Origin of the sequence: Stakelama sediminis (assembly GCF_014199335.1) — a bacterium.
Lineage (GTDB): Bacteria > Pseudomonadota > Alphaproteobacteria > Sphingomonadales > Sphingomonadaceae > Sphingomonas > Sphingomonas sediminis.
On record NZ_JACIJI010000003.1, the window covers coordinates 69,673 to 83,126 of the forward strand.

At 64.3% G+C, this 13,454-nt stretch carries 14 protein-coding genes; 7 read left to right on the top strand and 7 right to left on the bottom strand.

Annotated elements, in window-relative coordinates; translation table 11 throughout:
- Window positions 1-88: 88 nt before the first annotated feature.
- Together FHR23_RS09850 and FHR23_RS09855 are read left to right on the top strand one after the other, a co-directional pair.
- A complete protein-coding gene (locus FHR23_RS09850) occupies window positions 89-1,621 on the top strand; it encodes an ABC transporter ATP-binding protein/permease (RefSeq protein WP_184003856.1) in 1,533 nt (510 codons plus the stop codon).
- On the top strand, window positions 1,618-3,255 hold the full coding sequence (locus tag FHR23_RS09855) for an amino acid ABC transporter ATP-binding/permease protein (RefSeq protein ID WP_343043101.1): 1,638 nt from the start codon (window positions 1,618-1,620) through the stop codon (window positions 3,253-3,255). Before FHR23_RS09850 ends, FHR23_RS09855 begins: the two co-directional genes overlap by 4 nt.
- Here the strand turns inward: FHR23_RS09855 and recF are convergent.
- Window positions 3,219-4,301: a DNA replication/repair protein RecF gene (recF, locus tag FHR23_RS09860; RefSeq protein WP_184003446.1), complete on the bottom strand. Its 1,083-nt coding sequence runs from the start codon at window positions 4,299-4,301 to the stop codon at window positions 3,219-3,221. The two genes, FHR23_RS09855 and recF, sit on opposite strands and share 37 nt — an antisense overlap.
- A gap of 33 nt (window positions 4,302-4,334) precedes the next feature.
- Here recF and FHR23_RS09865 point away from each other — a divergent pair, with 33 nt between their 5' ends.
- Together FHR23_RS09865 and FHR23_RS09870 are read left to right on the top strand one after the other, a co-directional pair.
- Window positions 4,335-4,679, top strand: a complete 345-nt coding sequence (locus FHR23_RS09865) for a hypothetical protein (RefSeq protein ID WP_184003448.1) — start codon at window positions 4,335-4,337, stop codon at window positions 4,677-4,679.
- 80 nt (window positions 4,680-4,759) lie between these two features.
- Complete coding sequence (locus FHR23_RS09870) at window positions 4,760-5,326, top strand: carboxymuconolactone decarboxylase family protein (protein WP_184003450.1); 567 nt, start codon at window positions 4,760-4,762, stop codon at window positions 5,324-5,326.
- 17 nt (window positions 5,327-5,343) lie between these two features.
- On the opposite strand, the gene FHR23_RS09875 is transcribed toward FHR23_RS09870, so the two are convergent.
- The 4 genes from FHR23_RS09875 to FHR23_RS09890 form a co-directional block, all read right to left on the bottom strand.
- Window positions 5,344-6,132: a ubiquinone biosynthesis protein COQ4 gene (locus FHR23_RS09875; RefSeq protein WP_246359826.1), complete on the bottom strand. Its 789-nt coding sequence runs from the start codon at window positions 6,130-6,132 to the stop codon at window positions 5,344-5,346.
- Window positions 6,133-6,183: 51 nt separating this feature from the next.
- Window positions 6,184-6,522 carry a hypothetical protein gene (locus FHR23_RS09880; protein WP_184003452.1) on the bottom strand — a complete coding sequence of 113 codons (339 nt, stop codon included), beginning with the start codon at window positions 6,520-6,522 and terminating at the stop codon, window positions 6,184-6,186.
- A 21-nt stretch (window positions 6,523-6,543) separates the two neighbouring features.
- The gene (gene dnaN / locus FHR23_RS09885) at window positions 6,544-7,656 is read right to left on the bottom strand and encodes a DNA polymerase III subunit beta (protein WP_184003454.1); all 1,113 of its coding nucleotides are present in this window, start codon (window positions 7,654-7,656) and stop codon (window positions 6,544-6,546) included.
- 151 nt (window positions 7,657-7,807) lie between these two features.
- Window positions 7,808-8,464, bottom strand: coding sequence for an outer membrane protein (locus FHR23_RS09890; RefSeq protein ID WP_184003456.1), 657 nt, complete (start codon window positions 8,462-8,464; stop codon window positions 7,808-7,810).
- Window positions 8,465-8,677: 213 nt separating this feature from the next.
- On the opposite strand from FHR23_RS09890, the gene FHR23_RS09895 reads away from it, so the two are divergent.
- Window positions 8,678-9,187, top strand: coding sequence for a hypothetical protein (locus FHR23_RS09895; RefSeq protein ID WP_184003862.1), 510 nt, complete (start codon window positions 8,678-8,680; stop codon window positions 9,185-9,187).
- A 50-nt stretch (window positions 9,188-9,237) separates the two neighbouring features.
- Window positions 9,238-10,446 carry a dual-specificity RNA methyltransferase RlmN gene (gene rlmN / locus FHR23_RS09900; RefSeq protein WP_246359827.1) on the top strand — a complete coding sequence of 403 codons (1,209 nt, stop codon included), beginning with the start codon at window positions 9,238-9,240 and terminating at the stop codon, window positions 10,444-10,446.
- On the opposite strand, the gene FHR23_RS09905 is transcribed toward rlmN, so the two are convergent.
- The gene (locus FHR23_RS09905) at window positions 10,370-11,419 is read right to left on the bottom strand and encodes an MlaA family lipoprotein (protein WP_184003458.1); all 1,050 of its coding nucleotides are present in this window, start codon (window positions 11,417-11,419) and stop codon (window positions 10,370-10,372) included. The two genes, rlmN and FHR23_RS09905, sit on opposite strands and share 77 nt — an antisense overlap.
- A gap of 161 nt (window positions 11,420-11,580) precedes the next feature.
- Between FHR23_RS09905 and FHR23_RS09910 the strand changes: the two genes are divergently transcribed.
- Complete coding sequence (locus tag FHR23_RS09910) at window positions 11,581-12,336, top strand: sulfite exporter TauE/SafE family protein (protein ID WP_184003460.1); 756 nt, start codon at window positions 11,581-11,583, stop codon at window positions 12,334-12,336.
- Between the two features lie 9 nt (window positions 12,337-12,345).
- On the opposite strand, the gene FHR23_RS09915 is transcribed toward FHR23_RS09910, so the two are convergent.
- Entirely contained in the window at window positions 12,346-13,452 is a 1,107-nt protein-coding gene (locus tag FHR23_RS09915) for a PepSY-associated TM helix domain-containing protein (RefSeq protein ID WP_184003462.1), read from the bottom strand.
- Between the last annotated feature and the right edge of the window lie 2 nt (window positions 13,453-13,454).

Sequence of the window (13,454 nt, forward strand, 5' to 3'; positions counted from 1 at the left end):
TCTAGCGCTATCATGCATCTCCACTTTGACGCAGGTCAAGCAATCCGTATATCCGGCAAGCATCGTGAAAAGTCGTAATCCTGCAGGCATGTTCTGGCTGATCGACGTGGCAGGCGCCGCGTTGTTCGCCTACGGCATTGCCGACGGCGTCGGTGCGCTGGTCGGTGCGCGATCCCCCGAATGGCCTGCCCTGCTGGCACTGATACTGGGCGCGACGATCCGCGCCGGCGCTGTGCTGCTGGTCCACAACAGCGCGATTCGCTCTGCCCAGCAGGTGACGGTACGCTGGCGCGCACGCCTGTTCCCTCGTCTGCTCGGCGGTCGGATCGCACGGCCCCTGCTGGCAGGCGAGAGCGCAACCCTTGCCATCGATCATGTCGCCGCGATCGAAGCGCACGGTGCCCGGTTCCAGCCGGTGCGGATGGGCGCGTCGCTGTCCCCGCTGCTGGTGGCGGTCATCACCGCCTTTGCAAGCTGGGTGTCCGCGCTCATCATGCTGGGCACGATGGTGCCGTTCATCGTCGGCATGATCCTGGCCGGAACCGCCGCGCGCCATGCCTCTGAACGCCAGTTGACCGCGCTGGGCGAACTGTCCGGCCTGTTCGTCGACCGGGTCCGCAACCTGCCCGTCATTCGCCATTTCGGCGCGGAGGAGCGGATCACCCGGCAAGTCACCGGCGCCACCCGCGAAGTCGCGCTGCGCACTATCGCGGTATTGCGCACCGCCTTCATCTCCGGCGCGGTGCTGGAATTCTTCTCGGCGCTCGCGGTGGCGCTGATCGCGGTCTATTGCGGGTTCAGTCTGCTCGGCCTGCTGCCGTTTTCACCGCCGGAGCATCTGACGCTGACCCGCGCTTTTTTCGCACTTGCCATGGCACCCGAATTCTACCTGCCGATGCGCAGGCTGGCCGCCGCCTATCACGAAAAACAGCTTGGCGAAGCGGCGATGGAGGCGCTGGACGAAGCGGTGCCCGACCTGCCCGATACCCCTGCAGAGCCTGTAAGCGCCTTTGACGGCCTGACCGTCAGCGGACTGGCGATTGACTGGCCGGGAACGCGGATCGGGCCGCTGACCTTCACGCTCGGCAATACCGACCTTGTCGCGCTGACCGGTCCGACCGGCAGCGGCAAGACCAGCGTGCTGGCGGCCATCGCCGGGCAGATTACCGACTTCGACGGCAGCGTCACCACCGCAAGCGGCGGACGAATCGCCCCCGAAGCGATTGCATGGGCAGCACAGCGCCCGTTGCTGCTGCCCGGAACGCTCGCCGACAATATCGCGCTGGCCGCACCCGATGCTTCGCGCGAAGCCATTCGGGCGGTTGCCGAACGTGTCGGCCTGGGTGTGATGCTGACCGAACGCAGCGAGGGGCTGGACCTGATGCTCGACCATCGCGGATCGGGGCTGTCAGGGGGCGAGCGGCGCAGGCTGGGGCTTGCCCGCGCCATCCTGTCGGGCCGCCCGCTGCTGTTGTGCGACGAACCGACTGCCGATCTCGACGCCGACAGCGCAGCGGACATTACCGCGCTGCTGACCGAACTGGGCCGCGAACGTTGCGTGCTGGTCGCCACCCATGACCCGGTCCTGACCGAGGCCGCACGGGCGGAGGTGACGCTGTGAGCACAATCGGCAACATGCTGTCCTGGACGCTTGACCGCCCGACCAAACGCCTGATCGGATGGGCGGCGCTGTCGGCGGCGGTCGCGGCGCTGTCTTCGATCCTGTTGCTCGCCATTTCGGGCTGGTTCCTGACCGGGGCTGCGATTGCTGGGGCAGCGGGACCGATCGTGGCGATGGGCTTCAACTATCTGATCCCCAGCGCGACCATCCGCCTGCTGGCGATTTCGCGTACCGTATCGCGCTATGGCGAACGGTTGCTCTCGCATCGGGCGGCGATGCTGGCGATGGCGGGACTGCGCGGGCGCCTGTTCGGCAAGCTGGCGGCGCAGGACAGCCGCAACGCGCCCGACCTTTCCGGCGGTGATGCCAGTGCAAGGCTGATCGGCGATATCGATGCGCTGGAGGATCTGATCGTCCGGCGTCCTACGCTGCCTGCCAGCCTGATCGCGGCGGTCGTCGGCGTCGTGCTCGCCGCCTTTGCCGGATGGCGCGCGGCGCTGGTGCTGGCGATCGCGCTTGCCATTCTCCCCTTTATGCTGCGGATGCTGGCCGGGCGGATGACACGGCAGCCCGCGCGCGATGCCGCCGAGGCACTGGGCGATCTGCGCACCCGCTATGTCGCCTATGCCGCCGCGCGCGCGGAAATCGCCGCTTATGGGCTGGCCGACCGCGTCGATGCCGACCTTACCCGGCTGGCGACGCGGCTCGACAAAGCGCAGGCCGCATTATTCCGGGGCGAAGGTGCGATTGCCGCGCTGCTTGCCTTTTATGCGGGGCTGGCGGTGGCGCTGGTGCTGATCGCCGGCGCAGGCACCGGCACGCCCGAACACGTGGCTCTGGCGATCCTCGCCACTGCAGGCGCGGTCGAGGCGATGGCCGCCCTTGCCCGCACCGCCTTTCGTCAGGCCAGCGTCGAGGAAGGGCTGCGGCGTCTCACGGAACTCGACTCGCTGGAGGGTGAGCCGGTTCGGCATGAAGAGTCCGATGCGGCGGCCCTGCCGCTGCGTTTCGCCATGCACGAGGTACGTCCGGGCGATCGCATCGCCCTGACCGGCCGGTCGGGGTCCGGCAAAACCATGTTGCTCGAAGGGCTGGCAGGGCTGCGTCCGGCGACGTTCGACATCGCCGTCGGCGGCAACGCGCTGGCGGATTGCACTGCAGCGACGCTACGCGATCAATCCAGCCTGTCACCACAGGACGCACCGATGCTGGCGGGCAGCATTGCCGACAATCTGCGTCTCGCCCGCCCCGGCGTCAGCGAAGACGCGATGTGGCGAGTGCTGGCAATCGCCTGTCTCGACACGCGAATCCGCAATGCGCCCGAAGGCCTCGACACCAGATTGGGCGAAGCGGGCGGGATGCTGTCGGGCGGCGAGCGCAAGCGGCTGTCGCTGGCCCGCGCACTGCTGACCGAACGGCCCTGGCTGCTGCTCGACGAACCGACCGAAGGGCTGGACGCGGCGACGGAAGCGACGCTGATCGAGCGGCTGAAACAATGGCTCGACACGACCGGTACGGGGCTGGTGCTGGTATCGCATCGTCAGGCCCCGCTCGCGCTGGCGCATCAGTCGCTGGCGGTGGAATCGATCCCGCGCCTTCAGGCCGCGGCGATCACGCCGCCCGCCACCGAATAGCGGGTCGCACCGTCCGGCAGGCCGTCGAACAGCGCCGCCTCCGTCCCCGTCATCCACACCTGCCCGCGCCCGTCCAGCCGCTCGAACAGCGCCCGGCGGCGCAGCGGATCGAGATGCGCCGCCACTTCATCGAGCAGCAGTATCGGCATCATGCCCGTACGATCCGCCACCAGTTCGGCATGGGCCAGCACAATGCCCAGCAGCAACGCCTTTTGTTCGCCGGTCGAACACAGAGCCGCCGCCTGCCCCTTGCCCAGATGCGTGACGGCCAGATCGGCGCGGTGCGGCCCGGACAGCGTGCGTCCGGCGGCGGCATCGCGCCTGCGCCCCTCGACCAGATCGCGGCGCAGCGTGTCGGCATCGCCCTGCCACCCCTCCAGCGCCAGGCCGGCGCGGGCAAAGGGGCCGTCGGGTTGCGTTGCCAGCCGGTCGCCCAGCAGCGCCACCATCTGCGCGCGCGCCTCGGCAATGGCGCTGCCATGCTCGACCATCTGCATCTCCAGCGCCGCCAGCCAGTCGGTATCGAGCCGTGCCACGCCCTTTTCCGCTTCGCCCAACAGACGGTTGCGTGCGCGCATTGCGGCTTCGTAGCGGCTGGAATGCCGCGCATGGCCGGGCGTCAGCGCCAGCGTCAGCCGGTCGAGGAAGCGTCGCCGTTCCCCCGCCGGTTCCACAAACAGCCTGTCCATTGCGGGCGTCAGCCACAACACGGTCAGCCAGTCGGCCAGCGCCGTAGCCGATGCTGCCGCCCCGTTGATCCGTACCAGCCGCCGTTCGGGCGCCTGCACACGGGTGCCGGTGCCCAGCTCGCCCTCCCCGCTCAGCCGTGCCGCGACGCCGAATCCGCCACTGCCACCCTGCCGCGCCATATCGAGCAACGCCGCCCGCCGCAGCCCGCGCCCCGGCGCGAGCAGCGACACCGCCTCCAGCACATTGGTCTTGCCTGCACCGTTTTCACCGGTAAGCACCACGAAACCCGGCCCCGGCGTCAGCACGGCATCGGCATGGTTGCGAAAATCGCTTAAACTGAGGCGGGTGATTGCCATACCCCGTCCCTAACGCTTAGGATCATAACCGCAATGCGAACCGGAATCCTCTTTGCCGCGCTGGCACTCACCAGCCTTACTGCCTGCCACCCAAAAACCCCGCAGGAAAAACAGGCCGAACAGTTGCAGCATGAGGCCGATGCCCGTGCCGACGCGCTGACGGCCGCTGCCGATAACAAGGCTTCCGATATGGAGGCACAGGCAGAAGGCATCCTCAATCAGGCGGGTCAGTCGGGCAGTTTCGAGGCCCGGCGGCTGAAGGTCCGTGCCGACGCGCTGAAGACCGAAGCCAAGCTGGTGCGGCAGGAAGGGGCCGCCAAGGCCCGCGCAATCCGCGACGAGGGCAAGGCAAAGGCGAGCGCCGTCCTCGCGCAATAATTCCGGTTCCGGCGGGGAACCGGCGCGCGCGCCAATCGCTATGGCGACGTACCCTTTCCCTTTATACCGGAGCACTCCCCATGCGCCTTCCCCTGCTACCGCCCGACCAGCTCAGCGACGAACAACGCCCGCTCTATGCCGATATGAAAGCGGGCATCGGCGAGAAATTTGATGATTTCATTGCCATTCGCGACGACGGCGCGCTGATGGGGCCGTGGAACCCATGGTTGCGCTGGCCGAAAATGGGCGGTGCGATCTGGGATCTGACCAAGGCAATGTCGATGGCGGCGACGCTGCCCGACCCGGCACGTCAGGTCGCGATCCTGGTCACCGGCGCACATTTCGATGCGGCATACGAACTGTATGCCCATGTCGAGGTCGCCGAGCGCGACGGCATGAACGACAAGCGGCTTTCCGAACTATGCGCCAATATCAAACCCGACGATTTGTCGGACGAAGAAGGCGTCGCCTATGACGTCGCTTATGCGCTGGTCAATGGCGGCACTCTGCCGCGGCCCTGTTACGATCTGGCGGTCGATACCTTCGGACAGGATGGCACGGCCGAACTCATCTATCTGGTCGGGCTCTATTGTCTGGTGTCGATGACGCTCAACGGGTTCAACGTGCCGGTGCCGGAAAAACAGTAGGCAGAAAAAGCGGCGGGTCAGATGCCGCTGATCCGCCGTTCGCGCAGCCATGCCTGCGCTGCGTGATATTTGACCGGGTCGGCGATGTTCAGACGTTTGCGCGCCGCCTCCAGCGGTTCGGCCAGCAGCGCCTCATAATCCTCGCCCGAAAGCCAGTTGGCCCGCTTGCCGTGGCGATACCCCTCCCACACGGCTGCGGCGAAGCGCCGGTCGCGGGTGATACGCAGGCTTTTGAGTGCCGCACCGGTGCCGATCGCCGCCCAGCCCAGACCGCGGGTTTGTGCATAGGAGAAAGCGACAAGGCACGCCTCGCCCAGATGTTCCTCGGCCGTGTACCCCGTCAGGATATGCCAGATATCGTGAATATCGCGCTCGCGCCGCCCGAACCAGGCATAGGGATGCTCCACCCCGCGCGATTGGGCATCGAGGTCGGTATAGGAAATGTCGGCCAGCCCGGTTGCCGAAAAGCCGGTGCGATCCAGAAACGCCCGATAGTGCGCGCCCACCGATCCTTCGGGCAAGCTTTCCAGCCATGCCCGATCACTGAACCGCTCCGCCAGTTCAGTCCGGCGATAGGCGAGCTTGCCCCCGCCGGGATGGGTCAGCAGGCGGCGATAGTTACGCTGTGCCGTATCGCCGTTCAGCGCCCGCATGATGCGAAACACCTGCACGGTATCATTGCCGTCGGCGAGCAGCCTGCGCAGCGCGGCAAAGGCTCCGCGCCAGTCGCGCTTCGTCGCAACCGACGGATTGAACGTCGGCGGCGCGTCGGCAATGGTGCGGTCCTCGACCATTCGGGTTGCCATAACCTGCATCCTTACTAACAAATATGTTAGTAAATGATCGCCGCCTGCGTTTCAATAGGCGCAGATACGAAAGTCCTCGCCGACCCAACACGCCTTGTCAGTTTTCGAACGGGTTGCCGGACCCCAGCGCGAAACAATGCCGTCGCCGGTCAGCCCCTGCACCATCGCCTCACCGGGACCGGTCACCACCACGGTCACCATCTCGATGTTCCCGAACAACGGAGCGGACATATCTCGCTGTACGGAAAATGTGCCCTTCTCCTCCGGCAGAAAGGCGCACGGCCCTTTGAACGCCATCCCGCCCGCCGCATGAATATCGCAGCGCGCGGGTCTGGATTTGGGGACATGATCGACTCCCGCCAGCAGCAGCAACGCAGCCGTCAACACCATCTTCCCCTCCTCCCTGAACGATCAGACGCGCATCGGCATCAGCACATAAAGCGCCGGGCTTTTTTCATTTTCCCGAATCAGCGTGGGCGCGGCCGCATCGGCAAGATGCAGTTCGACCATATCGCCTTCGATCTGCGCGAGAATGTCGAGCAGATAGCGGCTGTTGAACCCGATTTCGAATGGCAACGCGACATAATCGCCGGGCACTTCCTCGGCTGCTGCGCCGTTTTCCGCGCTGGTGACAGACAACGTGATCTTATCGCGGTCGAGCGCCATCTTCACCGCACGGGTCTTTTCCGTGGCGATGGTCGAAACGCGATCCACCCCCTCCATGAAGCTCTTCGGATCGATCTTGAGCAGCTTGTCGTTTCCGGTCGGGATGACGCGGGTATAATCGGGGAAGGTGCCGTCGATCAGCTTCGAGGTCAGGATCGCCTGCCCCAGATCGAATCGAATCTTCGATCCCGACAGTGACACACCGACCGATCCGTCGATTTCATCGAGCAGCTTGCGCAGCTCGCCCACGCATTTGCGCGGTACGATCACGTCGGGCATCTCCTCCGCCCCGTCCGGACGCGCCACGGTGACACGTGCAAGCCGGTGGCCATCGGTCGCCGCCGCTTTCAGCACCGGCTGATCCTCATCCGCGACGTGCAGGAAGATACCGTTCAGATAATAGCGCGTTTCCTCCGTCGAAATCGCGAAACGCGTCTTGTCGATGATCTGTTTCAGGGTTTCGGCGGGAAGCTCGAACGTAACGGGCAGGTCGCCTTCCGCGATCACCGGGAAATCGTCGCGCGGCAGCGTCGGCAGCGAGGACGAATAGCGCCCCGCCGTGATTTTCAATTTGCCCTCCGCAGCGGTCAGTTCGACCTGCGCGCCTTCCGGCAGCTTGCGGGCGATGTCGAACAGCGTGTGTGCCGACACCGTGGTCGATCCCGGCTGATCGATGGCGGCGGGCACCGTTTCATCGATCTGCAGGTCAAGATCGGTCGCCATCAGTCGCAACGATCCTTCGGTCGACGCCTCGATCAGGACATTCGACAGAATGGGGATGGTGTTGCGCCGTTCGACCACCGACTGAACGTGGCTCAGCCCCTTCAGCAAGGTTGCCCGCTCGATCGTCGCTTTCATGATTGTAACCCCCGGCCTTTCACGTGATTCGTACTGCATGGTGCAGGGCGGTAACTGTAAAGTACCAATAAACTATCTCTAACGACAAAAAGGGCCGGAGCAAGCGGCTCCGACCCCTTTCTTTGTCCGAAACTGAACGGTTGGAAACGGTTCAGAAGCGGAATCCGACGCCGGCGACCACCTGATTGCGGTCGGTATTGACGTCGAAGTTGTTAGTGTTGGTGCCGTCCGAATATTCGAACCGCGCATCGCCATAGTTGGAATAGCGATATTCCAGCTTCACATAGCTGGTTGGGGTAAGCTGTTTTTCCACACCCGCGCCGACCCGGAACCCATCCAGATTGAAGTGGCGCCCATCGGCCAGCGTACCGTCGGTCGCCGTCACATCCAGCCGGGCGTTGGTGTAACCGCCCTTGGCATAGATCAGCGTGGTCGGCGTCGCCAGAATACCGGCACGCGCGCCGATATACAGGTCACGCCCCGCCTTTACGCGGCCATAGCCGAAATAATTGTCACTGCCGTCATAGGGGTTCACCTTTGCAGTCGATCCGTCGACTTCGCCGTCAACGCCGATCACGGCATGGCCCAGATTGACGTCATAGCCGGCATCGACACCATAAAGCAGGCCGCTCGCCGTGCGATCGGTGCCGTCGATGTTCGAATCCTGCGAGCTACCCGGCGAGATGCCGTCATAACCCGCGACCACACCGACCCGCGGTCCGTTGAAGGGCACCTGCGGCCCGGTCTGGGCGAAAGCAGGGGTGGCGACGACAACCGCACCAAGCGCGGTCAAGGCAAGCATACGCATACGAAACTCCATTCTATTCTCTTTCACTCATGCCCTGATGAGCAGGGATGCGGAAAATGCCGGAGGACGGCCACTGGTTGCATGAACGCCAGATAAACGCGGATTTCCGTTGCTTTTGAGCCACAGGGGCTTGAAAAGCGGGGGATGCCTTCCAAGCACGCCTTTCTCTCGCGGCAATCGGGTGCTGCACTGCGGCAATCCGTTTGCCGCGCGATGGTCCGGTTGCTGCCGGTGCTTGGATTGATCGCGGGGTTTCCGGTCTGTCAGCCCGCCTCTGCTGCCGATGCTTTGGGCGTCTACAATAGCTGGGGCACCTTTCAGGAAGCGGGGCCGCGGCGCTGTTATGCGATTGCAGAGCCGGTGGGCCGCTATCGCCACGCAAAGCCGTTCGCGACCGTCTCCGACTGGCCCGCCAGCGGCATTCGGGACCAGTTCTACATTCGCCTCAGCCGCCCGCGAAACCCCAACGCCCATGTCACCCTGTCAGTGGGCGATCGCCGTTTCGAACTGGTCGCGGGCGATCAGGACGCCTGGGCACCCGATGCGGCAACCGATCGCGCGATCACCGGCGCAATGCGCTCCGGCCGCGCCATGAGCGTCGAAACCGTCGACCGGCGCGGCCGTCCCTTCACCGATGTATATGCCTTGCAGGGAGCCGCGACCGCCATCGATGCCGCAGCCGTCGCCTGTTTCGCGCGGCCCGGAAAAGCCGACGGCGGCTGACTCGTCCGAAACACTGGCGAAACCGGCCAAAATCGCTTATGTGCGCGGCTATGCAGAAAGTTGAGACGCCTGCCATGCCCATTCCGGGGCATATCGATCCCGTGCCCGTTCCGCGTGGCGCGCCCGTCCGTGCGGACGGCAAGGTCGACCTGATCGGCCTGCCCAGGGACGACATTCGGACCGCACTGGAAACGGCGGGCATGGAACCGCGTCAGGCGAAACTGCGTGCCAAACAGCTCTGGCACTGGATCTATAATCGCGGCGCCATCGACTTTACGACGATGACCGACATCGCCAAGGCGCAGCATCCCTGGCTTGCCGAACGGTTCGTAATCGGGCGGCCCGAAGTGGTCGAGGCGCAGGTATCGACCGACGGCACGCGCAAATGGCTGCTGCGGTCCCCGGATGCACAGGATTATGAGATGGTGTTCATCCCCGACGCCGATCGGGGAACGCTGTGCGTGTCGAGTCAGGTCGGCTGCACGCTCAACTGCCGTTTCTGCCATACCGGCACGATGCGGCTGGTGCGCAACCTGACCGCTGGAGAGATTGTCGGGCAGGTCATGCTCGCGCGCGACTCGCTGGGCGAGTGGCCGAGCCAGCCCGAAGGGCGCATGCTCACCAACATCGTGATGATGGGCATGGGCGAGCCGCTGTATAATTTCGACTCGGTAAAGGCCGCGCTGAAGCTCGTAATGGACGGCGACGGGCTGGCGCTTTCGAAACGCCGCATCACGCTGTCGACCAGCGGCGTGGTGCCGATGATGGAGCGATGCGGGCAGGAGATCGGCGTCAACCTTGCGGTATCGCTTCACGCAGTAACCAAGGAGGTGCGCGACGAAATCGTGCCCCTCAATCGCAAATACGGCATCGAGGAACTGCTGCAGGCATGCGCCGATTATCCCGGTGCCAACAATGCCCGGCGCATCACCTTCGAATATGTCATGCTGAAAGACAAAAACGACAGCGACGCGGACGCACGAGAGCTGGTGCGGCTGCTGAAAAAATATCGCCTGCCCGCCAAGGTCAACCTGATCCCGTTTAACCCATGGCCGGGCGCCCCGTACGAATGCTCGACACCCGAGCGGGTGAAATCATTCAGCAACATCGTTTTCGAAGCAGGCATCTCAGCACCCGTACGCACCCCGCGCGGCCGTGATATCGATGCGGCCTGCGGTCAGCTCAAAACGGCGGCGGAGAAGAAATCGCGGGCCGAGCTCGATCGGCTGGCAGCGGAGAAACAGGCGGCGCTGGGATAGGCGCTGTCGCCTTGGCGGGGGCTGCGTCGGCGGGCGGAGCTAGGGTTACGGCAGGTTTCTTCAATTGCTGCTTCGTCTCTGGCTGTGAGGTGTACCAAAGCAAAATCCCGGTATGGCGGGTGTGAAGCCCGCTGATTTCGGCACGACGCTTTTTGAAATAGAAATCGCGGCGCGCGACATAAGCGTCGCCGTCGCTGCGGATTTTCTTCAATTGCTTGTCGAACAGGGAGCGGTTGTCGAGTTCGCGGATCACGCCCGTGGGCACGGTAAAACGCGGATCGCTGAACGGTACGCCGACGGTCAGCGGCAACATCATGCGGTCCAGCGTCCCGCCGATCAGATCGCGAACCGTCGTCGGCCCGATGATCGGCAGGAACAGGAACGCTCCCGGCTTCACGCCGTAAAAACCCAGCGTGTCGGCAAAGCCGTTGCGCCGCAGCGGCAGGTTGAACGGCTTGCGCTTAGCGACATCGATCAACCCGCCGACGCCAAGCGTACTGTTGATAACAAAACGACAGAGCGTTTCCACCGCCTTACCTATTCGGTGTTGCAGTAGCAGGTTCACGAACACCACCGGTTCATGAAGATTGTTCAGGAAGTTGCGCAGGCCATGTCGGACCGGCTTTGGAATGTCGTGTTTATAGCCATGTGCCAGCGGCGCAAAGACAAGCGAATCGATCTTCTGCGCGCCGGAAAACACCGCTACATTGACCTTTGCCAGCGGATCGTCGGGGGCATTCAGACTGGGTGCGACGACAATCAGGTCCGGTGCCTGCTCCGCAACCGGTTGAGCAGACTTGGACGGCGCGCCCTGCGTCGTGCCACGTTGCGAGGATTGCCCCTTGTCCGATACCGGACCGGCCTGCGTTGCCGATGGCGGTGCCGACCGGGCAATAGCGGCCTGCACGGGGCCGGACATATTCGCCGGTGCACTGGCAAGCAGCATCGTGACGGCAATCGCGCCAAGGGGCATTATGCGTCCTTCAATTTTTCCGGTTTCCATTCCATCGACGCCGCCGCCCTGGCCTTTCCACAGGTGACAGGGCGATTTTCAGCAAAGTCCCGATATCGGTTTCGTTTTTGGTGCCGCGCCCCATCGCCATTTGCGCATTTGCGCTTTAGAGAGCGGCCCAGATGGACAGTTTCTCGCTATTTCTGGCACTGGGCGGCGGTTTTCTGGGCGGGGCGATGAATGCGCTGGCGGGCGGCGGGTCGTTCGCCACCATGCCGACGCTGATTGCGCTCGGCCTGCCCGCCACCAACGCCAACGCAACCTCCAACTTCGCGCTGTTGCCCGGTGCGGGGGCAAGCGCACTGACCTTTCGCAAGGAACTTGGGCCGATCGGCGGTGCCAGCCCCAAATGGCTGGCGCTCACCACATTTGTTGCCGCACTATTCGGCAGCTTCCTGCTGGTCATTACGCCGACCCGCACTTTCGATTTCATCATTCCGTGGTTTCTGCTGCTGGCTTTCCTGATCCTCGTTTTCGGCAAGAAAGCAGCGGAATGGCTGCATGCACGCGTGACCATCGGTCTGACGACACTATTCATCGCGCAGGCGTTTCTGGGCCTTTACGGCGGCTATTTCGGCGGTGGTATCGGGATGATGACCACCGCGACATATGGCCTGCTGGCCAAAGTGATGCCGCGAGAATTGTTCGCGGTGCGTACCCTGATGCTGGCGATCGCCAACACCGCCGCCGCCTTCGTCTTTATCGGGTTCGGCATGATCGTCTGGTGGGCGTGCGTTCCGATGCTGATCGGTGCGTTGATCGGCGGCTGGCTGGGCGCCTTGTTCGGCAAGCGCCTGCCCCCCACCCCCATCCGGGTCTGGACGATCCTGTGGACGGCGGCGGTGACGGTGCTGTTCTTCTGGCGCGCATACGCCTGACCGCGGCTTCTATGCGGTTTGACGTTTCCGCCGCCGCTTCTGCGCCGTGCGCCAGTCGCGTGCGCGCCACCACATGATGATGCCGGTAACCGCCAGTATCGCCGGGATGATCCCGCCCAGAAAGACGATGCACTGCCAGAGTAGCGGCATGTCATGCCCGTCATGGATGACGCGCATCCAGCGCGACAGGTTCATCGAACCGCCCTCCCCCCGTCGGGCACGGTCGCGCCGCGCCATGCCGGTAGCGTCATCGACCCGCGCCTGTCCTCCACTAGTCGTAACCGTCCATCGCGCCTGAAGGTCGGTCGGCCAGTTCACCGAACGCACCGCCCCCGGCGCTACGGACGCGGCACGCGACAACGCCTGATCCAGCGTCAGCACGGGCGCCGCCAGCGGTTTGGCGCGCATCAGTTCACGCCTGCCCGGCCCGGCACGCTGTTGCTGCGGCTGCTTTGCCTCAAACTGTCCGAAGAACTGCGGAAAAGATATCCACGCACCGGTGAACGACAGCACCGCCAGCGGCAGCGCAATCCAGAACCCCAGCAGGTGATGCAGATTGGTGTCGGTGTTGCGATGCCGCCGCCAGCGCAGTCCGCGTATCCAGCTTCCCGCCGTCGGCCACCACAGCCAGATGCCGGAGATGCAGGAAATCAGCATCGCCACACCGATCCAGCCGACGACCTGACGCCCGATACCCGGCACCATCAGCGATCCGTGCAGGCGATGGAAAACGAACAACAGCCCCGACCCGCTTTTCGCAACATCCACCACCGCGCCGCTGGCAGGACTCAGATAGACGGTGGTGCGCGCCGGGCGCCCGCGCGACTGCTTCGCTTCAACCGCCTGCACCTGAACCGGCGCGTCGTCGGACAGCATAAGACGCGACACCCGCATATTCGGCCCCAGCCGCGCCTCGGCATGGGCGACATAGGTCGCAGGCGACAGCGCCGCGGGCCCGCTCGCATGATAGCGCGCGGGGTGCAGCAAGGCATCAACCTGATGATCCCACACCAGCGCCGATCCGGTCAGCGAAATCGGGATAATCAGGATCGCCAGAATCAGGCCGATCCATTTATGTGCCTGAAACCAGGCGTTGCGCATCTGTATTCTGGTCATTG

Coding starts and splice junctions, on each gene's coding strand:
- FHR23_RS09850 (WP_184003856.1), top strand. CDS start 89: ATGTTCTGGCTGATCGACGTGGCAGGCGCCGCGTTGTTCGCCTACGGC.
- recF (WP_184003446.1), bottom strand. CDS start 4,301: ATGGCAATCACCCGCCTCAGTTTAAGCGATTTTCGCAACCATGCCGAT.
- FHR23_RS09865 (WP_184003448.1), top strand. CDS start 4,335: ATGCGAACCGGAATCCTCTTTGCCGCGCTGGCACTCACCAGCCTTACT.
- FHR23_RS09870 (WP_184003450.1), top strand. CDS start 4,760: ATGCGCCTTCCCCTGCTACCGCCCGACCAGCTCAGCGACGAACAACGC.
- FHR23_RS09875 (WP_246359826.1), bottom strand. CDS start 6,132: ATGGCAACCCGAATGGTCGAGGACCGCACCATTGCCGACGCGCCGCCG.
- FHR23_RS09880 (WP_184003452.1), bottom strand. CDS start 6,522: ATGGTGTTGACGGCTGCGTTGCTGCTGCTGGCGGGAGTCGATCATGTC.
- dnaN (WP_184003454.1), bottom strand. CDS start 7,656: ATGAAAGCGACGATCGAGCGGGCAACCTTGCTGAAGGGGCTGAGCCAC.
- FHR23_RS09890 (WP_184003456.1), bottom strand. CDS start 8,464: ATGCGTATGCTTGCCTTGACCGCGCTTGGTGCGGTTGTCGTCGCCACC.
- FHR23_RS09895 (WP_184003862.1), top strand. CDS start 8,678: ATGGTCCGGTTGCTGCCGGTGCTTGGATTGATCGCGGGGTTTCCGGTC.
- rlmN (WP_246359827.1), top strand. CDS start 9,238: ATGCAGAAAGTTGAGACGCCTGCCATGCCCATTCCGGGGCATATCGAT.
- FHR23_RS09905 (WP_184003458.1), bottom strand. CDS start 11,419: ATGCCCCTTGGCGCGATTGCCGTCACGATGCTGCTTGCCAGTGCACCG.
- FHR23_RS09910 (WP_184003460.1), top strand. CDS start 11,581: ATGGACAGTTTCTCGCTATTTCTGGCACTGGGCGGCGGTTTTCTGGGC.
- FHR23_RS09915 (WP_184003462.1), bottom strand. CDS start 13,452: ATGACCAGAATACAGATGCGCAACGCCTGGTTTCAGGCACATAAATGG.